This is a genomic window from Enterobacter mori (assembly GCF_025244905.1).
GTDB lineage: Bacteria > Pseudomonadota > Gammaproteobacteria > Enterobacterales > Enterobacteriaceae > Enterobacter > Enterobacter mori_A.
Window position 1 is genome coordinate 3741238 of record NZ_CP104285.1, and the last position, 22367, is coordinate 3763604.

At 55.2% G+C, this 22367-nt stretch carries 20 protein-coding genes; 9 read left to right on the plus strand and 11 right to left on the minus strand.

What is annotated here, in order from left to right; translation table 11 throughout:
- Positions 1-15: 15 nt before the first annotated feature.
- Both N2K86_RS17595 and N2K86_RS17600 read right to left on the minus strand, forming a co-directional pair.
- The gene (locus tag N2K86_RS17595; protein ID WP_260659456.1) at positions 16-1443 is read right to left on the minus strand and encodes a glycoside hydrolase family 1 protein; all 1428 of its coding nucleotides are present in this window, start codon (positions 1441-1443) and stop codon (positions 16-18) included.
- Between the two features lie 7 nt (positions 1444-1450).
- Entirely contained in the window at positions 1451-2776 is a 1326-nt protein-coding gene (locus N2K86_RS17600) for a PTS sugar transporter subunit IIC (protein ID WP_260659457.1), read from the minus strand.
- A 300-nt stretch (positions 2777-3076) separates the two neighbouring features.
- Here N2K86_RS17600 and N2K86_RS17605 point away from each other — a divergent pair, with 300 nt between their 5' ends.
- Positions 3077-4114: a LacI family DNA-binding transcriptional regulator gene (locus N2K86_RS17605; protein ID WP_260659458.1), complete on the plus strand. Its 1038-nt coding sequence runs from the start codon at positions 3077-3079 to the stop codon at positions 4112-4114.
- Here the strand turns inward: N2K86_RS17605 and lysA are convergent.
- Positions 4084-5346 (minus strand): diaminopimelate decarboxylase, encoded by a 1263-nt coding sequence (lysA, locus tag N2K86_RS17610; protein WP_260659459.1) that lies wholly within the window; start codon positions 5344-5346, stop codon positions 4084-4086. The two genes, N2K86_RS17605 and lysA, sit on opposite strands and share 31 nt — an antisense overlap.
- Before the next feature lie 128 nt (positions 5347-5474).
- Between lysA and N2K86_RS17615 the strand changes: the two genes are divergently transcribed.
- Positions 5475-6401, plus strand: coding sequence for a LysR family transcriptional regulator (locus N2K86_RS17615; protein WP_260659460.1), 927 nt, complete (start codon positions 5475-5477; stop codon positions 6399-6401).
- Here the strand turns inward: N2K86_RS17615 and N2K86_RS17620 are convergent.
- Positions 6396-7088, minus strand: coding sequence for an aspartate/glutamate racemase (locus N2K86_RS17620; RefSeq protein WP_260659461.1), 693 nt, complete (start codon positions 7086-7088; stop codon positions 6396-6398). The two genes, N2K86_RS17615 and N2K86_RS17620, sit on opposite strands and share 6 nt — an antisense overlap.
- A gap of 137 nt (positions 7089-7225) precedes the next feature.
- Here N2K86_RS17620 and N2K86_RS17625 point away from each other — a divergent pair, with 137 nt between their 5' ends.
- Positions 7226-7549, plus strand: a complete 324-nt coding sequence (locus tag N2K86_RS17625; RefSeq protein ID WP_260659462.1) for a cupin domain-containing protein — start codon at positions 7226-7228, stop codon at positions 7547-7549.
- 37 nt (positions 7550-7586) lie between these two features.
- On the opposite strand, the gene wzz(fepE) is transcribed toward N2K86_RS17625, so the two are convergent.
- Positions 7587-8729, minus strand: coding sequence for an LPS O-antigen length regulator Wzz(fepE) (wzz(fepE), locus tag N2K86_RS17630; RefSeq protein ID WP_260659463.1), 1143 nt, complete (start codon positions 8727-8729; stop codon positions 7587-7589).
- A gap of 530 nt (positions 8730-9259) precedes the next feature.
- On the opposite strand from wzz(fepE), the gene N2K86_RS17635 reads away from it, so the two are divergent.
- From N2K86_RS17635 to N2K86_RS17650, 4 genes are read left to right on the plus strand one after another with little or no spacing between them, the layout of a single operon-like run.
- The gene (locus tag N2K86_RS17635) at positions 9260-10150 is read left to right on the plus strand and encodes a carbohydrate ABC transporter permease (protein ID WP_260659464.1); all 891 of its coding nucleotides are present in this window, start codon (positions 9260-9262) and stop codon (positions 10148-10150) included.
- Entirely contained in the window at positions 10143-11045 is a 903-nt protein-coding gene (locus N2K86_RS17640) for a carbohydrate ABC transporter permease (RefSeq protein WP_148385079.1), read from the plus strand. Before N2K86_RS17635 ends, N2K86_RS17640 begins: the two co-directional genes overlap by 8 nt.
- Before the next feature lie 12 nt (positions 11046-11057).
- Positions 11058-12185, plus strand: coding sequence for an ABC transporter ATP-binding protein (locus tag N2K86_RS17645; RefSeq protein WP_260659465.1), 1128 nt, complete (start codon positions 11058-11060; stop codon positions 12183-12185).
- Between the two features lie 13 nt (positions 12186-12198).
- Positions 12199-13485, plus strand: a complete 1287-nt coding sequence (locus tag N2K86_RS17650; RefSeq protein WP_260659466.1) for an ABC transporter substrate-binding protein — start codon at positions 12199-12201, stop codon at positions 13483-13485.
- An 84-nt stretch (positions 13486-13569) separates the two neighbouring features.
- Here N2K86_RS17650 and araE read toward each other — a convergent pair whose 3' ends face one another.
- The 3 genes from araE to kduI all read right to left on the minus strand — a co-directional run bounded on the left by araE (position 13570) and on the right by kduI (position 16962).
- Positions 13570-14985, minus strand: a complete 1416-nt coding sequence (gene araE / locus N2K86_RS17655) for an arabinose-proton symporter AraE (protein WP_237844772.1) — start codon at positions 14983-14985, stop codon at positions 13570-13572.
- A gap of 315 nt (positions 14986-15300) precedes the next feature.
- Positions 15301-16062 (minus strand): 2-dehydro-3-deoxy-D-gluconate 5-dehydrogenase KduD, encoded by a 762-nt coding sequence (gene kduD / locus N2K86_RS17660; RefSeq protein ID WP_042717044.1) that lies wholly within the window; start codon positions 16060-16062, stop codon positions 15301-15303.
- 63 nt (positions 16063-16125) lie between these two features.
- Entirely contained in the window at positions 16126-16962 is an 837-nt protein-coding gene (gene kduI, locus N2K86_RS17665; RefSeq protein WP_260659467.1) for a 5-dehydro-4-deoxy-D-glucuronate isomerase, read from the minus strand.
- 297 nt (positions 16963-17259) lie between these two features.
- Here kduI and N2K86_RS17670 point away from each other — a divergent pair, with 297 nt between their 5' ends.
- Positions 17260-18435 carry an oligogalacturonate lyase family protein gene (locus N2K86_RS17670; RefSeq protein ID WP_260659468.1) on the plus strand — a complete coding sequence of 392 codons (1176 nt, stop codon included), beginning with the start codon at positions 17260-17262 and terminating at the stop codon, positions 18433-18435.
- Positions 18436-18578: 143 nt separating this feature from the next.
- Here N2K86_RS17670 and N2K86_RS17675 read toward each other — a convergent pair whose 3' ends face one another.
- The 3 genes from N2K86_RS17675 to N2K86_RS17685 form a co-directional block, all read right to left on the minus strand.
- Positions 18579-19262, minus strand: coding sequence for an oligogalacturonate-specific porin KdgM family protein (locus tag N2K86_RS17675; protein WP_260659469.1), 684 nt, complete (start codon positions 19260-19262; stop codon positions 18579-18581).
- 317 nt (positions 19263-19579) lie between these two features.
- The gene (locus tag N2K86_RS17680; protein ID WP_260659470.1) at positions 19580-20758 is read right to left on the minus strand and encodes an acetyl-CoA C-acetyltransferase; all 1179 of its coding nucleotides are present in this window, start codon (positions 20756-20758) and stop codon (positions 19580-19582) included.
- 93 nt (positions 20759-20851) lie between these two features.
- Positions 20852-21718, minus strand: a complete 867-nt coding sequence (locus N2K86_RS17685; RefSeq protein WP_260659471.1) for a LysR family transcriptional regulator — start codon at positions 21716-21718, stop codon at positions 20852-20854.
- Positions 21719-21819: 101 nt separating this feature from the next.
- On the opposite strand from N2K86_RS17685, the gene N2K86_RS17690 reads away from it, so the two are divergent.
- Complete coding sequence (locus N2K86_RS17690; protein WP_260659472.1) at positions 21820-22281, plus strand: multidrug/biocide efflux PACE transporter; 462 nt, start codon at positions 21820-21822, stop codon at positions 22279-22281.
- Positions 22282-22367 lie beyond the last annotated feature (86 nt).

The window sequence follows — 22367 nt, forward strand, 5'->3', positions numbered from 1 at the left end:
ATTTTATCAGAATGCCTACTTCCATTCATCGTCAACGCTGAGCGTCAGCACGCGCTCATCGCGCAGCTGACGAAACCAGGCGGCCGATTTTTTCGCGCGGCGGGCGCGGTTGTTGTCCAGGTCAATTTCAATTAACCCATAGCGGTTTTTGAAGGCGTTCATCGGCGAGACGTTGTCGGTAAAGGCCCAGAGCATATAGCCATGGCAGTTCGCCCCCTCCTCGCGCGCCAGCAGCGCGTGGTAGAGGTGTTCACTGATAAAGTCGATGCGATAGGCGTCATTAATCATGCCGTCGCGGTTGCGGAACTGCGCTTCGTTTTCAACCCCCATACCGCTCTCCGCCACGAACCAGTCGATATTGCGGTACTCCTTTTTAATCCGCATCGCCATGTCATAGATAATGCGCGGATAAATCTCCCAGCCGCGGGATTTGTTCATCCGCCGCCCCGGCAGCTCGAACGGCTCGTAGTAATACGCCGGGTGGAACGGCGTCTCCGGATGCCAGGCGCGGGAAGGTGCTTTCACCCGGTGCGGGTAATAGAGGTTGATGCCCAGCTCGTCTACGGTGTTGTCGGCAATCAGCGCCAGCTCTTCCGCCGTGTAGTCCCATTCAACCTGATGCTGCTCGAGCAAGGTAAAGAGTTCCTGCGGGTAGCGGCCGTGAACCAGCGGATCGAGGAACACGCGGTTATAAAACAGATCGTAGATCTCCGCCGCCCGCACGTCATGCGGCGCGCGTGAGCGTGGATAGGTCACTTCCGGGTTGAGAATACAGCCTACGGAACCGGCATACCCCTTTTCCCGGAATAGCTTCACGATCTTCGCCGTCGCCAGCACCTTGTGGTGATTCCACTGCATCCACGTACCGGTGTTCTGCTCGTACGGCCAGCGCAGCGCGTCCAGGTAAACGCGGGTCTGCACCACAATAGGCTCGTTGAAGCTAAACCAGCGGGTAACGTTGCCGTGGTAGCGGTCAAACACCTTTTCCGCGTAGCGGACAAACAGTTCAACCACATGCTTCGACGCCCAGCCGCCGTATTTTTCAAGCAGCGCGCCCGGTAATTCGTAATGTTCCAGGCAGATCATCGGTTCGATGCCCTGACGATGCATCTCATCGAACAGCGCGTCGTAGTACGCGGCGTACTCTTCATCCACCGTTGCGTTTTCATAGTCGGTCAAAAAACGCGACCAGTTGATGGAGGTGCGATAGTGCGTCAGCCCCGCCTGCTTCATCAGGGCCACGTCCTCGCGAAAGCGATTAATAAAATCCGTCGCCACCGCGGGACCGTAGCCGTTATGCCAGACGTGACGATCGTTCTTGTACCAGAGATCGATCCACGAATCCTGACCCGGTTTTTTACCGCTCCAGCCCTCGGTTTGCCAGGCCGATGCCGCTGCGCCCAGAATGAAATCCTGCGGTATCGTAATCTGTTTTGTGCTCATCACGTCCTCATACGTTTTCGGTGGCTTGCTTCAACGCGGCCTGCTCCGCACGGCGTGAGGCAATTTTCACAAACGGCAGATAAATCAGTACCGCCGTCACAATGCAGATAAGCTGGGTGATCACCGCTCCCATCGAGCCAGCGGTAGAGAGCCAGGCGTTAATCAGCGGCGGCGTGGTCCACGGCACCATCACCACGGCTTTGCCGGCAAAACCGGTCACCGTCGCAAAGTAACCGATGGAGCCCGTCACCAGCGGGGTAATGATGAACGGAATGGCAAGGATTGGGTTGAGCATGATTGGCATACCGAAAATCACCGGCTCGTTGATGTTAAACAGGCCAGGTCCGATGGAAAGCTTGGCGATCTCCTTCATCTCTTTGCGTTTGGTGGCAATCATTACCGCGATCAGCAGACCGATAGTCAGCCCTGAGCCGCCAATGCTCATATACACATCCCAGAACGGCATGGTAATGATATTCGGCACCTCTTTGCCCTGCTCAAAGGCGCTCATGTTGACGGTGATCGCTCCCAGCAGCAGCGGCTCGCGGATCGGCTTGATCATCTGGTTGCCGTGGATACCGATCACCCAGAAAAGCTGGGCGACAAACATCAGCAGCAGAATACCCGGCAGGCTTTGCACCACGCGCTCCAGCGGCTGTTGCACCACCTGATAAACCGCGTCGTAGAGATACATGCCGGTCAGTTGATGGAACACGAAGCCAAAGGTGGCAATGGCAGTGGTGGTAATAATCGCCGGAATAAGGGCGGAAAACGACGCGGCCACGTTAGGCGGCACGGTGTCCGGCATTCTGATTTTCAGCCCCTTGCGGTTCTCCAGCCAGCAGTAAATCTCAACCGACAGAATGGCGATGAACATGCCGAGGAACAGGCTGCGGGTATCGGAGAACTGGCGCAGCAGCACGTCTTTCACCACGTGCATTTCGCCGTCCACCAGCATCTCTACGGTGGTCGGCGTGACGCAGATAAAGCAGATCACCGCCAGCAGGCCGGGGAACAGCGATTTAATGCCGTTAATGCGCCCCAGCTCAATACCAATCAGGAACACCGCGCCGATATTGAGAAAGTTCAGCGTGGCGTAATTGAGCGCGCTGGTAATCGGTTTTAGCGCAGCGAGAAATGACAAGGACTCAAAGCTCGCCAGTCCATTTTTCGGATCCAGCACCATGTTGGAAATAAGCACAGAAAATGCCCCAACGATGATGACCGGCATTAAGGTAATAAAGGCAGACTTGATCGCCATGATATAGCGATAGCTGTTGAATTTGGTGGCAAAACTGCCCAGAGCGTCGATCAGTTTTTCCTGTAATGCCATAGGGTAATACCTCAGTAAAAGGGCTTTTATTGAATAAGGTGTACAGCCGGATACTATTGGCATACCAAAAATAGCTTCCCCCCCCGATTTGTTCTGTGACTAAGCTCTCAACGCGACATCCGGTATTCCAGATTATGATTTATGACTGATTTGGCATACCACTTACAGCCGTTTGTCCTGACCTGAAGGATCGTTACCGAAAAGCGTGATCCTGGTGGGCGTTTTGCCCTTCCCGCGTCGCTTATGCGCCGGATGGTCTGTGTTAAACTGCATGCCATTACGTGGAAGCAGGAATTTCGAATGGCAACAATGCTGGATGTCTCACTGCGTGCGGGCGTGTCAAAGGCCACCGTCTCGCGCGTGCTGAACGGCACGGGTCAGGTTAAAGAGAGTACGCGTCAGCAGGTGTTCGCGGCGATGGAAGAACTGGGTTATCGCCCAAACTTTCTCGCGCGCTCGCTCGCCAACCAGACCAGCAACAGCATTGGTCTGGTGGTCTCCACCTTCGACGGATTTTACTTCGGCCGCCTGCTGCAGCAGGCCTCCCGACAGACCGAAACGCACGGTAAACAGCTGATCGTGACCGACGGTCACGATGCGCCGGAGCAGGAAGAACAGGCGGTACAGATGCTGGCAGATCGCCAGTGCGATGCCATCGTGCTGTACACCCGCTACATGAGCGAAAAGGCGATCATCAAGCTGATAAACAAAGTGCAAACCCCACTGGTGGTGATCAACCGGGAGGTCAGCCAGGCGGCGGATCGCTGCGTTTTCTTTGAACAGCAGGATGCAGCCTTCAAAGCCGTGGATTACCTCATAAGCCAGGGCCATCGGGAGATCGCCTGTATCACCGTCCCGATCCATACCCCAACCGGAAAAGCGCGTCTGATGGGCTACCGCAAGGCGCTCGAAAAGCACGGCATTCGGCTGGACGAGCGGCGGATTAAATATGGCGATGCGGGAATGACGCGCGGATATGAGCTGTGCAAAGAGTTGATTGGGGAAAAGGTACCGTTCAGCGCTCTGTTTGCCTGTAACGATGATATGGCGCTGGGCGCGTCCAAAGCATTACACCAGGCCGGGCTGAAGATCCCGCAGGATATTTCGCTGTTTGGGTTTGACGATGCGCCGAGTGCAAAATGGCTGGAGCCTGCGCTCTCATCGGTGTATTTGCCGATAGACAACATGATCGTCACGGCGATCGATCAGGCGATCCGGCTGGCAAAAAACCAGCCGGTCGAAGCGATCCCGCCGTTTACCGGCACGCTGGTGTTGCGCGACTCGGTTACAACGGGGCCGTATTTTACTCAGATGAGTTCTAACGCCAGCAGTTCCTGAATGGTCTGGCGGCGGCGAATCAGTCGCGCCACGCCATTATCAAACAGCACTTCCGGCAGCAGCGGGCGGCTGTTGTAGTTTGAGGACATCGACGCACCGTACGCCCCGGTGTCGTGCAGCACCAGATAATCACCCGGCTTCACTTCTGGCAGCGCGCGCGTTTCCACTTTGCCGCCCTCCTGCTGGGTAAACACGTCGCCGGATTCACACAGCGGGCCCGCCACGACGGTTTCAACACGCGGCGCGTTAATCAGATCTCGACCATCCGCAGCGAGCGCCGTGATGTGGTGATAGCTGCCGTACATGGAGGGACGCATCAAATCGTTAAAGCCTGCATCAATCAGCACAAAGTGACGGCTTCCCATCTCTTTCACGCTACGCACCTGCGCCACCAGCACGCCAGCCTCCGCCACCAGGAAACGCCCCGGTTCGATCTCCAGTTTTACCGGATGGCCCAGATGGGCAGCAATTTTGTCGCGCGCCGCACTCCACAGTCCGTAATAGTGATCGGTATCGATCGCCTCTTCCCCTTCACGGTAAGGGATGGACAACCCGCCGCCTGCGGAGATCGCCTCCAGATCCTGCCCAAAGTCGAGCACCTGGCGCACCATCGCACCGCACACCTGCTCAAGATGACCATAATCCACACCTGACCCGATGTGCATATGAATCCCCACCAGCTTCAGGTTATAACGCTGCAATACGTCCAGCGCGGCGGGCATATCGGCATACCAGATGCCATGCTTGCTGTTTTCGCCACCGGTATTGGTTTTTTGGCTATGACCGTGGCCAAAGCCCGGGTTCACGCGCAGCCAGACGCGGTGGCCGGGAGAGACCTGACCCAGCTGTTCCAGCATATCCACAGAGCCCGCGTTGACCGGGATCTGCAGTTCATGCACGCGCGCAAGCGTCGCCTCGTCGATCACGTCGGCGGTAAAGACGATCGCGTCGCCGTCGGCTTTCGGATCAAACCCGGCCGCCAGCGCGCGCTCTATTTCGCCCAGAGAAACGGAGTCAACTTTTACCCCCTGCTCGCGCATCAGGCGCAAAATATGAATATTCGAGCAGGCTTTCTGGGCAAAACGCACCACGTCGAACTGATGCAGCGCGGCGATCTTCTCGCGAACGATCTGCGCGTCGTAAACCCACACCGGGCAGCCGAATTCGGCAGGCAGGCGCAGCAGGTTATCGGCGTTTAAATCAGTATCAGTCTGGTTCAGCGGGCGTGGCATGGTTTCTCTCCGGGTCATTTCACCTGTTTTTTGTGATTACGCCACAAAATGAAGGGAATAAAAAATATCGTTTTATCCCGACTCTATGCAAAAATGATATGGAACCCTCACCCGCTTTCAGGTGCCCTATGCCCGCCGTTAACCTACGCCACATCGAGATTTTTCACGCCGTGATGACCGCAGGCAATCTCACGGAAGCCGCACAGATGCTGCACACCTCGCAGCCAACGGTCAGCCGCGAACTGGCGCGCTTTGAAAAGGTGCTGGGGCTGAAGCTGTTTGAACGCGCGCGCGGCAGGCTCCACCCGACGGTGCAGGGACTACGTCTGTTCGAAGAAGTCCAGCGCTCGTGGTACGGGCTGGACAGGATCGTCAGCGCGGCGGAGAGTTTGCGGGAGTTTCGCCAGGGCGAGCTGTCCATCGTCTGTCTGCCCGTCTTTTCCCAGTCGTTTCTGCCGACGCTGCTGCAGCCGTTTCTGGCCCGCTATCCTGAGGTCAATCTCACCATTGTTCCGCAGGAGTCACCGCTGCTTGAAGAGTGGCTTTCCGCCCAGCGTCACGATCTGGGCCTGACGGAAACGCTCGCCACACCCGCAGGCACCGAGCGCACAGAGTTGCTCTCGCTGGATGAAGTTTGCGTCTTGCCCGCCGGGCATCGCCTCGCCGGTAAAGCCGTGCTGACGCCTGCAGATTTTCACGGGGAAAACTACATCAGCCTGTCCCAGACCGACAGCTACCGTCAGCTGCTGGATTCACTGTTTGCCGAACATCAGGTGAAACGGCGGATGGTAGTGGAAACACACAGCGCGGCGTCAATATGCGCCATGGTGCGCGCGGGCGTGGGCGTAGCGGTCGTCAATCCCCTCACGGCGCTGGACTATGCCGGAAGCGGGATTGTCATTCGCCGGTTTAGCGTGTCCGTTCCCTTCACCGTGAGCCTGATTCGCCCACTGCATCGTCCGGCTTCGGCGCTGGTGGACGCTTTCAGCGGGCATTTGACTGAGCACGCGCGTCAGGTGGCGCTTCGCTTACCTGACCTACAAAACGCTCTATGACAGCATAAACTCGACGGCATCGGCGGCGTGAATGGCCGCGGTGTCGAACACCGGAATGGCGCTTCGCTCGGCCGGCACCAGCAAACCGATCTCCGTACAGCCGAAGATCACTCCTTCCGCTCCCCGCTGCGCGAGTCTCTCGATAACGCTGACGTAGTACGCGCGGGACGTTTCGCTGAAAGTGCCGAGACAAAGCTCGTCGAAGATAATCTGATTGATGCGCGCCCGGTCCGCGTCATCCGGGATCAGACTCTCAATGCCAAACTCGCTGTGCAATCGCCCGCGATAGAAATCCTGCTCCATCGTATAGCGCGTGCCCAGCAGCGCCACGCGCGACATCCCGGATGCACGAATCGCGCGTCCGGTCGCATCCGCGATATGCAGGAACGGCAGCGAACAGCGGTCTTCGATATGAGACGCCACTTTATGCATGGTGTTGGTACAGAGCAAAATGCCTTCCGCACCCGCACTCTCCAGCCCCAGCGCCGCCTGCGCCAGGATCTCCCCGGCTTTATCCCACTCGCCGCTCGACTGGCAGGCTTCGATTTCATGGAAATCAACGCTGTGCAGCAGCAGGCTGGCGGAATGTAGCCCGCCCAGACGCTGCTTCACGCCTTCATTAATCAGGCGGTAATAGGGGATGGTCGATTCCCAGCTCATCCCACCTAACAGGCCGATTGTTTTCATGTATCTCTCCTTATGTGTTTCTGCCAGTGAAGCAAACTTGTGATCCTGTTTCCACTTCTTTGTCGCGTCATTTCTTTTTATCGCAGGGTGAGATAAGTTAAATGAAACATTGTTTCATTACATAACGGAGCGGAGAGATGTTTATTTTCCACAAAGAGACCACGCTTGAGGATCTGGGCAATGGCGTGACGCGGCGTATTCTGGCGCACGATGGAAAGATGATGGCGGTGGAGGTCAATTTTGAGCAGGGTGCGGTTGGCCCGATGCACAATCACCCGCATGAACAGCTTACCTATGTGCTCTCCGGCGAATTCGAGTTTACGATAGGTGAAGAAAAGCAGATCGTGACGGCGGGCGATACGCTCTATAAAGCGCCGCACGTGATGCACGGCTGCGTTTGCCTGAAGCCCGGCACCCTGCTGGATACCTTTACGCCGGTGCGCGACGATTTCCTGAAGTAAAAAAAGGCGCTGAATCAGCGCCTTTTTACTGTCGACGTTATTCTGTTGCTGGCGTTACGGCCGTTATCGGCTCTGGCAGCGGATTACGCGAGAGCATTGCCTCACGCAACAGCACGCTGCCGCAGGCAAACAGCCCGCCCAGAATCCCTGCCAGCAGCACAATCAGGGCTTTGCCCGGACCGTCTTTTTTCACCGGCAGTGACGGTGAAAGCTGATACTTGAAGGGGTCAAGCTTCACGTCTTCCACGGACAGTTTTTGCAGCTGAGCCAGATAGTATTCACGGTTCTGGAAATCTGCATTCAGCTCGGCCACGTCCTTCAGATTCTTTTCAATCTGCAGCTTTTGCGCAATACCGTCAGCACCCAGCGCCACGGAGTAGTCAGGATCGTCTTTTACCGCCTGTCCGTTGCTGTAAACAGGCTTCTTGATGCCTGCCGCGTTCGCCACTTCCAGCGAATAGTTAAGGCGCTGCAGGTTGGTGTTGTGGATATTGGTCAGACGCACGCGATCCAGTTCCAGCTGCTGCTGTACCACTTTCGTTTTCAGCGAGATCTGGTTACGGATATTTTCCATCGTCTCCTGCTCAACAATGCGGGAGATATAGTTGATGTAACCTTCCAGAACCGTCTGCGCGTCTCCCGCCGTCGGGGCGGTAAAGCTTAGCGTCCATGAGATATACGGCGCTTTGTCTGCGTCTTTAACCTGCGTGTTATCTATCGCTTTCATTTTCTCAGCAATATTCACCACTGCGCGGTGCAGCTCCAGCGGATCCACCTCGGTGCCTTCCAGCTGAGACATCACGTACGGGGAGGTTTTCATATACTCTTCGAGCAGCGACTGCGACTGAAACTTTTTGATGAACAGGTTAAACACGTCCCCGCGGTTAACTTTCGCGTCAACATCCAGCACCTGCAGCGTCACCATCATCTGGCGCAGCGTGTTCCACTGCGTCTGCTCGGCCGGGGTGATCACGGCTTTACTCGTCCATTTTTGCGGGATTAAAAACGCAATGGCCAACCCTACCACGGCAAACGCCAGGACGATCGCCACAATACGTTTTTTGGCCGCCAGAAGTACGTCTAACAATCCCAGAAGATCTATCTCTTTGGTGCTTACCGCCGGAGTGGCATAACGGGGAAAATCGAGGTCCGTGTTTTTCTTGAAATCCATCGCTGACATAACCGTTCTTCTTTTAGGGGTGCAGTAAATTTCTGCCTGATTGGTTGCAGTGGTCGGATGATACAAGAAAGTAAGAATAATCTGAATGCCGGATTGTTCTATCTGTAGACCGACTATCAGATTTAGTAGGAAGTTTCTAAACGGTATTGTTCTTATTAATCATTCGGTTTCTTACCCACCTTTCCTTACTGCCGGGTGCGATTGTGTGAAATAGCGCAAAAATGCCACCCTCATCACCTTATTGAAACAGCGTTTCGACGCCGATCACATTTCCATCATTAAGCGAATGACGCAGAAATAAATAGCAATAATATAAAATAAAACGTTGTTTTAGTATTCAAGAACACCGGTTCGTAAGTTTTGAAACTCGTCCATAACGCATTAAGGCAACGTTAATAAAAGCCTTATAAAACATAATGTAAAGATCAACACATCACCTGACATATTCCCTCTCGCGCTAAGCAGGGCAAGCGCGAGAAGTTGTAACAAGCCAGATTCCGTTTTAACCATTGATCGCCAGGTAGGTATGTATGAATGAAAACAAGCTGCTGGGGTTAGCGTGGATATCTCCCTACATCATCGGGTTGATACTCTTTACCGCCTTCCCCTTTGTTTCATCGTTTTTCCTCAGTTTTACGGATTACGATTTAATGAGTCCGCCGGTGTTTAACGGCATTGAGAACTATCGCTACATGTTTACCGAAGACACGCTCTTCTGGACATCCATGGGCGTAACCTTTGCTTACGTATTTTTAACCATCCCGTTAAAGCTCGCGTTCGCATTAGGGATTGCGTTTGTTCTGAACTTTAAATTGCGCGGCATCGGCTTCTTCCGTACGGCCTACTATATTCCGTCCATCCTCGGCAGCTCCGTCGCCATCGCCGTTCTGTGGCGCGCGCTGTTTGCCATTGATGGCCTGCTAAACAGCTTTATCGGTGTATTTGGTTTCGACCCGGTGAACTGGCTCGGCGAGCCGTCGCTTGCGCTGATGTCCGTTACCCTGCTGCGCGTCTGGCAGTTCGGCTCTGCAATGGTCATCTTCCTGGCCGCGCTGCAAAACGTCCCACAATCGCAGTATGAAGCGGCGATGATCGATGGCGCATCCAAATGGCAAATGTTCACAAAAGTGACGGTGCCGCTGATTACGCCGGTGATCTTCTTCAACTTCATCATGCAGACCACCCAGGCGTTCCAGGAATTTACCGGACCGTACGTGATTACCGGCGGCGGGCCGACCTACTCGACCTATCTGTTCTCGCTCTACATCTACGACACCGCGTTCAAATACTTCGATATGGGCTATGGCGCGGCGCTGGCGTGGGTTCTGTTCCTGGTGGTCGCCGTCTTTGCCGGTATCGCCTTTAAGTCGTCGAAATACTGGGTGTTCTACTCCGCCGATAAAGGAGGCAAAAATGGCTGATATTCAGGAACTCTCCACGGCAAGAAGCGTTGCAGAGCGCGAAGTCGCCCGTACGCTGCGCAGAGAGAAAATCAACGCCAGTATTCGCTACACGATCCTGCTGATTGTCGGCCTGCTGATGCTCTACCCGCTGGTGTGGATGTTCTCGGCCTCGTTCAAACCGAACCACGAGATCTTCACCACCCTGAGCCTGTGGCCAGCGCACGCCACCTGGGACGGCTTTGTGAACGGCTGGAAAACCGGGACCGAATACAACTTCGGCCATTACATGCTCAACACCTTTAAGTATGTGATCCCGAAAGTGATCCTGACCATTATCTCGTCCACCATCGTGGCGTACGGCTTTGCCCGCTTCGAGATCCCGTGGAAGAAATTCTGGTTCGCCACGCTCATCACCACCATGCTGCTGCCCAGCACCGTGCTGCTGATCCCGCAGTACCTGATGTTCCGTGAAATGGGCATGCTCAACAGCTATATGCCGCTGTATCTGCCGCTGGCCTTCGCCACGCAGGGGTTCTTCGTCTTCATGCTGATCCAGTTCCTGCGCGGCGTGCCGCGTGACATGGAGGAAGCGGCGCAAATCGACGGCTGTAACTCCTTCCAGGTGCTGTGGTACGTGGTGGTGCCGATCCTGAAACCGGCCATTATCTCCGTTGCCCTGTTCCAGTTCATGTGGTCGATGAACGACTTTATCGGGCCGCTGATTTACGTCTACAGCGTGGACAAATACCCGATTGCACTGGCGCTGAAAATGTCCATCGACGTGACCGAAGGTGCGCCGTGGAACGAAATTCTGGCAATGGCGAGCATCTCCATTCTGCCATCCATCATTGTCTTCTTCCTGGCACAGCGCTACTTCGTACAGGGCGTCACCAGCAGCGGAATTAAAGGTTAAGAGGGAAATATCATGGCTGAAGTAATCTTCAACAAACTGGAAAAGGTCTACTCCAACGGCTTCAAAGCGGTACATGCTATCGACCTTTCTATCTCCGAAGGGGAATTTATGGTGATTGTCGGGCCGTCCGGCTGCGCCAAATCCACTACCCTGCGCATGCTGGCCGGGCTGGAAACCATCAGCGGCGGCGAAGTGCGGATCGGCAATAAGATTGTGAACAACCTCGCGCCGAAGGAGCGCGGGATTGCGATGGTGTTCCAGAACTACGCGCTCTATCCGCACATGACGGTGCGCGAGAACCTAGCCTTCGGCCTGAAGCTGAGCAAGCTGCCGAAAGATCAGATTGAGTCTCAGGTGAACGAAGCGGCGAAAATTCTGGAACTGGAGGAACTGCTCGACCGCCTGCCGCGCCAGCTTTCCGGCGGCCAGGCGCAGCGCGTGGCGGTAGGCCGCGCGATTGTGAAAAAGCCGGACGTGTTCCTGTTCGACGAGCCGTTATCCAACCTCGACGCCAAGCTGCGCGCCTCGATGCGAATCCGAATTTCTGACCTGCACAAGCAGCTGAAAGCCTCCGGTAAACCGGCCACCACCGTCTACGTCACCCACGACCAGACCGAAGCGATGACCATGGGCGACCGCATCTGCGTGATGAAGCTCGGCCACATCATGCAGGTGGACACGCCAGATAACCTCTACCACAAGCCGAAGAACATGTTCGTGGCGGGCTTTATCGGCGCGCCGGAGATGAACATTCGCAAAAGCCTGCTGGTGGAAAAAGCGGGGCAACTGCACATTGCCATCGGCAATGAAACCATGCCGCTAAACGCGGAAAAGCAGGAGAAAGTTTCCGCATACGCAGGTCAGGAGGTCTTCTACGGCGTGCGCCCGGAGTTCGTGTCCCTCTCTGACGAGCCGTTCCAGGACGGCGGCTGCAGCGGCGAGATGGTGCGCGTCGAGAACATGGGCCACGAATTCTTTGTGTACCTGAAAGTCGCGGACTACGAACTGACCGCCAGAATTCCTTCCGATGAAGCTAAGCCAATGATTGATAAAGGCCTTCACCGCAAGGTGTACTTCACGTTTGATATGAACAAGTGTCATATTTTTGACGCAAAAACTGAACAGAACCTCTCTCTCTGATGGAGTGATAAAAATGAAAAAAGTGCTTTTAAGCGCAGCAATCTCCGCGACTCTGGGCCTTACCGCTTTGCCATCGATGGCGCAAAATGTTGATTTACGCATGTCCTGGTGGGGCGGCAACGGTCGTCACCAGGTCACGCTGAAAGCCCTGGAGGAGTTCCACAAGCAGAACCCGGACATCAATGTGAAGGCTGAGTACACCGGCTGGGACGGTCATCTCTCCCGTCTGACCACCCAGATTGCGGGCGGTACCGAGCCGGACGTGATGCAGACCAACTGGAACTGGCTGCCGATCTTCTCCAAAACCGGCGACGGCTTTTACGATCTGAACAAAATGAAGGACGTGATCGACCTGACGCAGTTCGATCCGAAAGAGCTGCAGTCCACCACCGTTAACGGCAAGCTGAACGGCATTCCGATCTCCGTGACCGCGCGCGTGTTCTACTTCAACGACGAGACCTGGAAAAAAGCAGGCGTTGAATACCCGAAAACCTGGGACGAGCTGATGGCGGCGGGCAAGACGTTCGAGAGCAAGCTCGGCAAGCAATACTACCCGGTCGTGCTGGAGCATCAGGACACGCTGGCGCTGCTGAATTCCTACATGATCCAGAAGTACAACATCCCTGCGGTGGACGAGAAAACCAAAAAATTCAGCTACTCCAAAGAGCAGTGGGTGGAGTTCTTCCAGACCTACAAAAAGCTGGTGGATAGCCACGTGATGCCGGATACCAAATACTACGCGTCGTTTGGTAAGAGCAACATGTATGAGATGAAGCCGTGGATCCAGGGCGAATGGGGCGGCACCTACATGTGGAACTCGACCATCAACAAGTATTCCGACAACCTGAAGCCACCGGCGAAGCTGGAGCTGGGCAGCTACCCTATGCTGCCGGGTGCCACCGATGCGGGACTGTTCTTCAAACCGGCGCAGATGCTGTCGATTGGTAAATCCACCAAAAACCCGGAAGCGGCGGCGAAGCTGATTAACTTCCTGCTCAACAGCAAAGAAGGGGTTGATACGCTGGGTCTTGAGCGCGGCGTTCCGCTGAGCAAAGCGGCGGTGCAGTTCCTGACCGAGGACGGTACCATTAAAGAGAACGACCCGTCCGTTGCGGGCCTGCGCCTGGCGCAGTCGCTGCCAGCGAAGCTTACCGTGTCGCCTTACTTTGACGACCCGCAGATTGTGGCCCAGTTCGGGACGTCACTGCAGTATATCGATTACGGTCAGAAAACCGTGGAAGAGACGGCGGCTGACTTCCAGCGTCAGGCGGAGCGTATTTTGAGACGTGCGATGCGGTAAACACAAAGCCGGGTGGCGCTTACGCTTACCCGGCCTACAGGCTATCGTAGGCCCGGTAAGCGTAAGCGCCACCGGGCAATAAAATCACACGCCTATGTTTCTTAATTTCTCCCCTGCCATCAGCTTGCGTTCAATATGCTCCAGCGTCACGCCTTTGGTTTCAGGGATCAGCCAGAACGTTACGCCAATAAACGCCACGTTCAGCACCGTATAGAGCCAGAAGGTTCCCGCTGCGCCAATCGCATCCAGCAGCGTCAGGAAGGTCGCACCGATAATCATGTTCGACACCCAGTTGGTGGTGGTGGAACAGGTGATACCAAAATCACGGCACTTCAGCGGCTGAATTTCAGAGCACAGGATCCACACCACCGGTGCGGCGCTCATCGCATAACCGGCGATGCACATCATGGTCATGCCGACGGAGAGCCACGACAACCCGCTTGAGGCCGTGCCGTTATCAAACTGCATCAGGCAGTAGCCGAGGATCAGCGTACCGAGGGCCATCACGCTAAAGCCAATCTTCAGCGCCGGTTTACGTCCGGCTTTATCCACGGTGAATACCGCAATAAATGTCGCGAACATAAAGGTCAGCCCCACCACCAGCGTGGCAATCATCTGCTGTTCGGTCGTCGTGAACCCGGCCATTTTGAAGATGCGCGGCGCGTAATACATGATGATGTTCATCCCGGTGAACTGCTGCATCGCCTGGAGCAGCATGCCGAGGAACACCGCGCGGCGCACGTTGCGGTTGACCTTAAACAGCGCCCAGCCTCCCTGCTTCAGCTTCAGGCTTTCGCGGATTTCGTTCAGCTCTTCACGCGCTTTTTCCGAGGTATCGCGCAGCATGCGCAGCACCTCTTCCGCCTCCACGTGACGCCCCTTTTGCGCCAGCCAGCGCGGGCTGTTCGGCAGGAAAATCACCAGCACGATCAGCAGCAGCGCAGGCAGCGCCAGTACGCCAAGCATCGCGCGCCAGTTGCCGCTGTAGCTAAAGTACGTATCAGACAGGAACGCCAGCACGATGCCGAGCGTCACCATCAACTGGTACATGCTGATCATCTTCCCGCGCACGTTCTCGCTCGCCATTTCGGAGAGGTACAGCGGCGCGGTATAAGACGCAATCCCCACCGCCACGCCCAGCAGCACGCGGGAGAGCAGCAGTACCTCCACGTTCGTGGCAAACGCCGAGCCAATCGAACCCGCGACGAACAGGATCGCTCCGACCATCAGGCTGTATTTGCGCCCGAGGCGGAACGACAGCCAGCCGTTAAACAGCGCGCCGATAGCCGCGCCGAGCATCATGCTGCTCACCACCCACTCCTGCAGGCGGTTACTCAGCGTAAAGTGATCGGTAATAAACGGCAGCGCCCCGGCAATCACGCCGATATCCAGACCAAATAGCAAACCGGCCACGGCTGCCGCAATAGAGACGAACTGATTCATGCGTCGGGTATCGCGCAACGCGGCGGGCATCAGGGTAGAGTCATTTATAGATGTCATATTTTTCCTGCCTCAACAGCAAAATTCGTTAAGTGAAATTACGAGATAGTGAAGAAAAGTGTCAGGCGGGAATTCGTGAAGATATGGATTATTTCGCTATGGCATCGCGATCTGTGATGGACATTACAATTTCAACTAATGCTGAATAAGCACCGTTTTTTATTAATCACCTAATATTTAAGCAATAAAATTGTGATACGCGTCATTTATGCATTTCCAGTATGGATTTTTCATCTTATGCCATATGGATAATGGCAATTTTTATGCCAAAAAAAACCTCCGCCCGAGGGCAGAGGTTCTTCATTGCAGGCGGAATTAACGCGCCAGCCAGCCGCCGTCGACGGCCACGGTGTAGCCGTTGATATAGTCAGAAGCCGGGGATGCCAGGAACACAATCGGCCCCATCAGATCGCTCGGCAGACCCCAGCGCCCCGCAGGGATACGCTCCAGGATTGCCGCGCTGCGCTCTTCATCCGCGCGCAGCTGCTGGGTGTTGTTGGTGGCCATGTAGCCTGGCGCAATCGCGTTAACGTTGATGTTGTGCTGCGCCCACTCGTTGGCCAGCAGACGGGTAACGCCCATCACCGCACTTTTCGACGCGGTGTAAGACGGCACGCGGATACCGCCCTGGAAGGAGAGCATGGAGGCGATATTAATGATCTTGCCGCCTTTGCCCTGGGCGATAAAGTGCTTCGCCGCTGCCTGAGACATAAAGAACACGCTCTTAATGTTCAGGTTCATGACGTCGTCCCAGTCGCGTTCGCTGAAGTTGATCGCGTCTTCGCGACGGATCAAACCCGCGTTGTTCACCAGGATATCGATATGACCAAATTCCGCCACCGCGCGATCCAGCAGTTCAGGGATTGCGTCGATTTTACGCAGGTCGGCGGTCAGGCTCAGGAAACGGCGACCCAGCGCGGTGACGCGCTCGATGGTTTCAGTCGGCTCAACAATGTTGATACCGACGATGTCGCAGCCCGCTTCCGCCAGACCTAACGCCATACCCTGACCCAGCCCGGTGTCACAACCGGAAACCACAGCCACTTTACCCTGCAGAGAAAATGCATCCAGAATCATGTTTGTTCCTTAATCGTTCAGCGCCTGTCACCAACAGGCAGGTTTATGCTTCACTGCCTGCGACTAGCGCAGATCCTTAACAGCGACATGGTCCATGTCATCAAAGACCTGGTTTTCACCGACCATTCCCCAGATGAAGGTATAGGCTTTCGTCCCCACCCCTGAGTGAATGGACCAGCTTGGCGAAATCACCGCCTGCTCGTTGTGCATCACGATATGGCGAGTTTCCTGAGGCTGTCCCATCATGTGGAATACGCAGGCGTCTTCATCCATGTTGAAGTAGAAATAGACTTCCATGCGGCGCTCGTGGGTATGGCACGGCATGGTGTTCCACAGGTTGCCCGGCGCGAGTTCGGTCAGCCCCATGCTGAGCTGGCAGGTTTCCAGCACATCCGGAACGAAGTATTTATTGATAGTGCGGCGGTTACTGGTGAGATTATCGCCCAGCGTGACCGGCGCGACGTCCGCTGGCGTCACTTTTTTGGTTGGGTAGGTGGTATGCGCCGGGGCGCAGTTATAGTAGAACTTCGCTGGCTTAACGCCGTCAATGCTGGCGAAGACCACCTCCTTCGCCCCTTTTCCGACGTACAGCGCGTCGCGATGGCCAATTTCGTAACACTGGCCGTCGACGGTAACGGTGCCCGGTCCACCGATGTTGATCACGCCCAGTTCACGACGCTCGAGGAAATAGCTCACGCCCAGCTGTTTACCCACTTCGCCACCCACGGAGACGGTTTTCGCCACGGGCATAATCCCGCCCACAATGATGCGGTCGATGTGGCTGTAGACCATGGTGTACTTGTCGGCTTCAAATACCTGTTCCACCAAAAACTCATTACGCAATCCCTGCGTATCCAGCGCCTTAGCATGCGCACTGTGGATGCTTTGTCTGATGTCCACGTTGACCTCCAGAAATGATCGTGCCCGAGGGCAAAGATGATTAACGAAACGACGTTCCGTTTTCTTGATGAGCACATAGTATCCGCTGAGATTTGGCTTTTCAATTGCATTTAAAACAACGTTTCACTTTTTCTGCATCTTAATGCCGAAAATGATGTTTCGATCACGATAATGTCAGAACATCCCTATCTAGCCCGATGATTCTCACGAATTGCGCCACCAGTCACACATAATGAAACAATGTTTTGATAATTTAACACCCAGTTTTTAACTCAACCTCATCCAAAGGAGTGCATTATGGCTAAAGGTATGCGGGTCAAGCTGAACTACGAGGTCAGCCGCGATCCGGATACAGGCGTGGAAGTCACCCGCCTGACCCCCCCGGAAGTCACCTGTCATCGCAACTACTTTTACCAGAAGTGCTTCTTCAACGACGGCAGCCATCTGCTGTTTGCAGGGGCGTTCGACGGCCACTGGAACTACTACCTGCTGGATCTGAAGCACGCCGAAGCGGTACAACTGACGGAAGGCGCGGGGGATAACACGTTTGGTGGTTTCCTTTCGCCGGATGACACCGTCTTCTACTATGTGAAGAACGATCGCACCCTGCTGGAAGTAGATTTGCAGACGCTGGAAGAGCGCGAAGTGTATCGCGTCTCTGACGACTGGGTCGGTTACGGCACCTGGGTTGCCAACAGCGACTGCACCAAACTGGTGGGTATTGAGATCGCCAAAAGCGACTGGACGCCGCTGAACGACTGGAAGATTTTCCACGACTTCTTCCACAAGGGACCACACTGCCGCCTGCTGCGCGTGGATCTGAAAACGGGCGCAAGCGCCACCATTCATGAAGAGAAAAACTGGCTGGGCCACCCTATCTACCGCCCGTTCGACGACAACACGGTGGCCTTCTGCCACGAAGGCCCACACGACCTGGTCGACGCGCGTATGTGGCTGGTCAACGAAGACGGCAGCAACGTGCGTAAGGTGAAAACGCATGCAGAAGGCGAAAGCTGCACGCACGAATTCTGGGTGCCGAACGGATCTGCGCTGGTGTACGTCTCGTATCTGAAGGGTCAGCAGGGTCGCACCATTTCCCGTTTTAACCCCGAAACCGGCGTTAACGAGGCAGTGATGCAGATGCCCGCCTGCTCGCATCTGATGAGTAATTTTGACGGCACGCTGCTGGTGGGCGACGGTTCCGGTACGCCTGTCGACGTGAAGGATACAGGGGGTTACACCATCGATAACGACCCGTACCTGTATGCCTTCGACGTCGCGAAAAAAGCCTATTTCCGCATCGCGCGTCACGACACCTCCTGGGCAACGGTGGCAAACAGCCGCCAGGTCACCCACCCGCACCCATCCTTTACCCCGGATGACAAAGCGGTGCTGTACAGTTCCGATAAAGACGGCAAACCAGCGCTCTATATCGCGAAACTCCCCGAGCAACCTGAAATGTTGCATGCATGATTTGAGTTAGTGTTTCTGTAACTGGCCTTGCCCTCCGTTTCGGAGGGCTTTTTTTTGCCCGGTCGGGCCGATGGAATGGGGGAATGAGTAGGCCGGGTAAGCGCTAGCGCCACCCGGCATTTTTTAGCGAAGGAGTTGGATTATCAGAAGGAGTACGCCACGCCTAAACGGAAACGGGTCTGGCGCTCGTCGGTGTCTTTTACGCCCACGTTACCCACTTCAACATACGGCGCCCAGTTTTGATCCCATTTATAGGCCAGCTTGGCGTTATATTCGTTAGAATAATCTTTATTATTATTACGAATCATACCCTCGCTACTTTTCGCATAAACGTAATTCAGCTCGGTACGCCAGTCCCCCATGACCCAACCTACCCAGGCATCGCCACGGTTAACTTTGTCATCGTCTTTATTTGAGCTGGACGGATAACGGGTATATTCGTAACGGTAACGTGCCGCCACGTAAAAACCATTATCAAAGCTGTATTGCAGGTGCAGGTTCGGTTTATAAATGGTACGGCTGTCATTACTCTCAATGGTGAATGCAGGCGTCAGCGCAATATTGTCGGTTGCTTTCCATCGCCAGCTAATTTGGTCTTCATGACCGTTACCCACTACATCGGCAAACGGCCGATCGGCCTTGTCACCACCGGATTTCCATTTCGCTTCAACAGAGAAGCCTAAGCCGTTAGCAAAGCGATGCGAGACCGAAACGCGGTCTGCATTCGCCCCGTTATCAATATATTCATGGCGCAGATCGACGGTAACCGCCTGAGCCGCAAAAGACGCACCAATAAGAGAGGCAAGGACCAGAGATTTATTAAACATGAAAAACCCTCAAATAAAATAGCGTTTCGTTTTTATGGAACTGCAGTTTATTTTTTAATAAACGTTATTTTAGTGATCGGGATCGTAATTATTTGTTTCATTTTTTTTGGCAAAGATGGACGTGATGCCTGTCAACAAAAGGGGATTATTAACCTTAAATTTCAGGGGAGAGATCACAGTAAGACGTTAGCGGGGAGAATAATACAGCGCGTAATTATTCCACTCTGCCTTGAGATTGAACTGATAATCGTAAAAACATCACGCAATGTGTAAAAAAAACCTCCCGAGGGGGAGGTTTGCTTTTTGAAAGGGAAAGATCACCGCTCAATTGCCAGCGCCACCCCTTGCCCGCCGCCAATACAGAGCGTGGCAATGCCTTTACGGGCGTTACGCTTTTTCATTTCATGCACTAAGGAGACCAGTATACGGCATCCGGACGCGCCGATAGGGTGCCCCAGCGCAATAGCGCCACCGTTGACGTTGACCCGCAGCGGATCCCACTCCAGCATTTTGCCCACCGAGATCGCCTGCGCGGCAAAGGCTTCGTTGACTTCAATCAGATCCACATCGCTAAGCTGCCAGCCTGCGCGCTCCAGACAGCGCCGTGTCGCATAGACGGGGGCGATCCCCATCAACGCAGGATCCACTCCCACGCTGGCAAAGGCTTTAATACGTGCGAGCACGGGAAGATCCAGCTCCTGCGCTTTGCTTTCGCTCATCATCATCACGGCCGCTGCGCCATCGTTAATGGAGGAGGCATTCCCTGCGGTCACCGATCCCAGCGTTTCAAAGGCCGGGTTAAGCTTCGCCAGCCCTTCTGCGCTGGCATCGGTGCGCGGCTGCTCGTCGGTATCCACCATCACGGCTTCGCCGTTCTGACGCTGGGTGCTGACCGGGACGATCTCGTCACGAAACCGTCCGGAATCAATTGCGGCGCGGGCTTTTTGCTGCGAGCTGAGCGCGTAAGCGTCCTGAAGCTCACGGCTGATGCCATATTCACGCGCCAGGTTTTCCGCCGTGACGCCCATATGATAATCGTTGAACGCATCCCACAGGCCGTCATGCACCAGACTGTCGAGCAACTGGCTGTTTCCAAGCTGTGCGCCGGTACGGCTGTCGGTCAGAACGTGTGGCGCCCGACTCATGTTCTCCTGCCCACCAGCAATCACCACATCCGCCTCGCCGCACTGAATGGCCTGGGTGGCAAGATGCAGCGCTTTTAAGCCGGAACCACAGACGTCGTTGATGGTAATGGCGGAAACCGTGTTGGGCAGCCCGCCTTTCAGTGCCGCCTGACGGGCAGGGTTTTGCCCGGCTCCGGCGGTCAGCACCTGGCCGAGGATCACCTCATCGACTTCATGGGAGGCAATCCCGCTGCGTTCCACCAGCGCTTTTACCACCACGCTACCCAGATCGACAGCCGAGTGGCGCGCTAATGCCCCCTGAAAACAGCCGATAGCTGTACGCAACGCACCCACTATAACGACATCTTTCATCACGACCTCAGTGTTAAATGACCTGACGATAGTAGAGTATTGTTATCAACAATTATCGCGATTGTTTAAAATTAGTGAGTTAAATCACAAGGATCAGCGCGCATCCTGCAAATACTGTCGCAGCCAGCTTCCCGCGACGCCAGGGGGAGATCGTTTGTTCCAGAGCAGATCAATACCAATCGCGCGTGGCCAACCGGGGACATTGAGTTGCACCAGCGATTTCGCCGCCGCAAATTCCTCGACCAGCGCACAGGGCAGTACACACCAGCCAAATCCCTGAACCGCCATACTCAAGAGTAACAGGTAATTCGGTGCTGACCAGACCGGCCCCCGGGCAAGGGTGGCTTCGCGTTCGAGATAGGTGCTCAGGCGCAGCTCGCGCCAGCCCTGTAGCTCATCAGCCATGGTTTCGTGTTGCCCGGCAAGGGGGTGTTCAGCGCTGACGTAAATCGCCATCCGGGTCTGCAGGGGAAGCCGGGTCACGCCGATATCGGTAGGATAACTGCCGCGCGCTTCCGTCAGGCCAATTTGCGCCCTCTCCTTCTGCAGCAGATCGATGACATCTTCTTCTTCGCCAATTAGACATTCGAATTCCGTATGCGGAAAACGCTGGTCGAACTGTTTCATCAGGTTTTCAAGCACGTCCGGGTTGAGCGTATCGGAGAGCACAAACGTCAGGCGCGCCTCAGTCTGCGCGGTTAACGACACCGCCAGTTCGTCCAGCCGCGCGCTGGCGGCCAGGATCGACTGCACATAACCCAGCACCTGCTCACCCTGGACGGTTAACACCGGCTGGCGCGCCGAGCGGTCAAACAGATCAAACCCGAGATCGGCTTCCAGGTTGGCAATGGACGTGCTGATTGTGGACTGGCTTTTACGCAGGCGGCGGGCGGCGGCGGAAAAGGAGCCTGCGGCAACGGTCTCGACAAACGCGGTGAGGGCTTCAGGGGAATAGCGCATGAACTATCTACTTTATCGATGGATACCATCTTTAATATATCAGCTTTAGCGATAAAAATAGGCCACATCGACGCCTATCCTGGCGAATTAATGAGGTCACTATGCAACATCAAGATGCACTCCACCGTAAACTGCCGGAGCGGATCTTCCATGCCGTCTGCTTTGAAGGGATTGCCACGGCGATCCTCGCCCCAACCGCAGCCTGGCTTATGCAGCGCTCCGTGGTGGAAATGGGTGGGTTAACCATTATCCTGGCGACCACGGCGATGCTGTGGAACATTATCTATAACTTTGGCTTCGACCGGTTCTGGCCCGTTCAGCGGGTCAAACGCACGGCGAAAGTGCGCGCCCTGCACGCCCTGGGCTTCGAATGCGGGTTTATTGTGATTGGCGTGTCCATTGTCGCCGCCGTTCTCGGCGTGACGCTGCTTCAGGCATTCACGCTGGAAATAGGTTTCTTCCTGTTCTTCCTGCCGTACACCATGTTTTATAACTGGGCGTACGATACCCTGCGCGAAAAATTCCTTAAGCGTCGCCAGCAGCGACGCGCCATAGCTGGCTAAAAGCCCTCTGGCCGGACGCCCGTTCCGGCCAAACTCCGTCGAAGCAACTGCGCTCTTCACGCATAATTATGGTAAATTGCACGCCA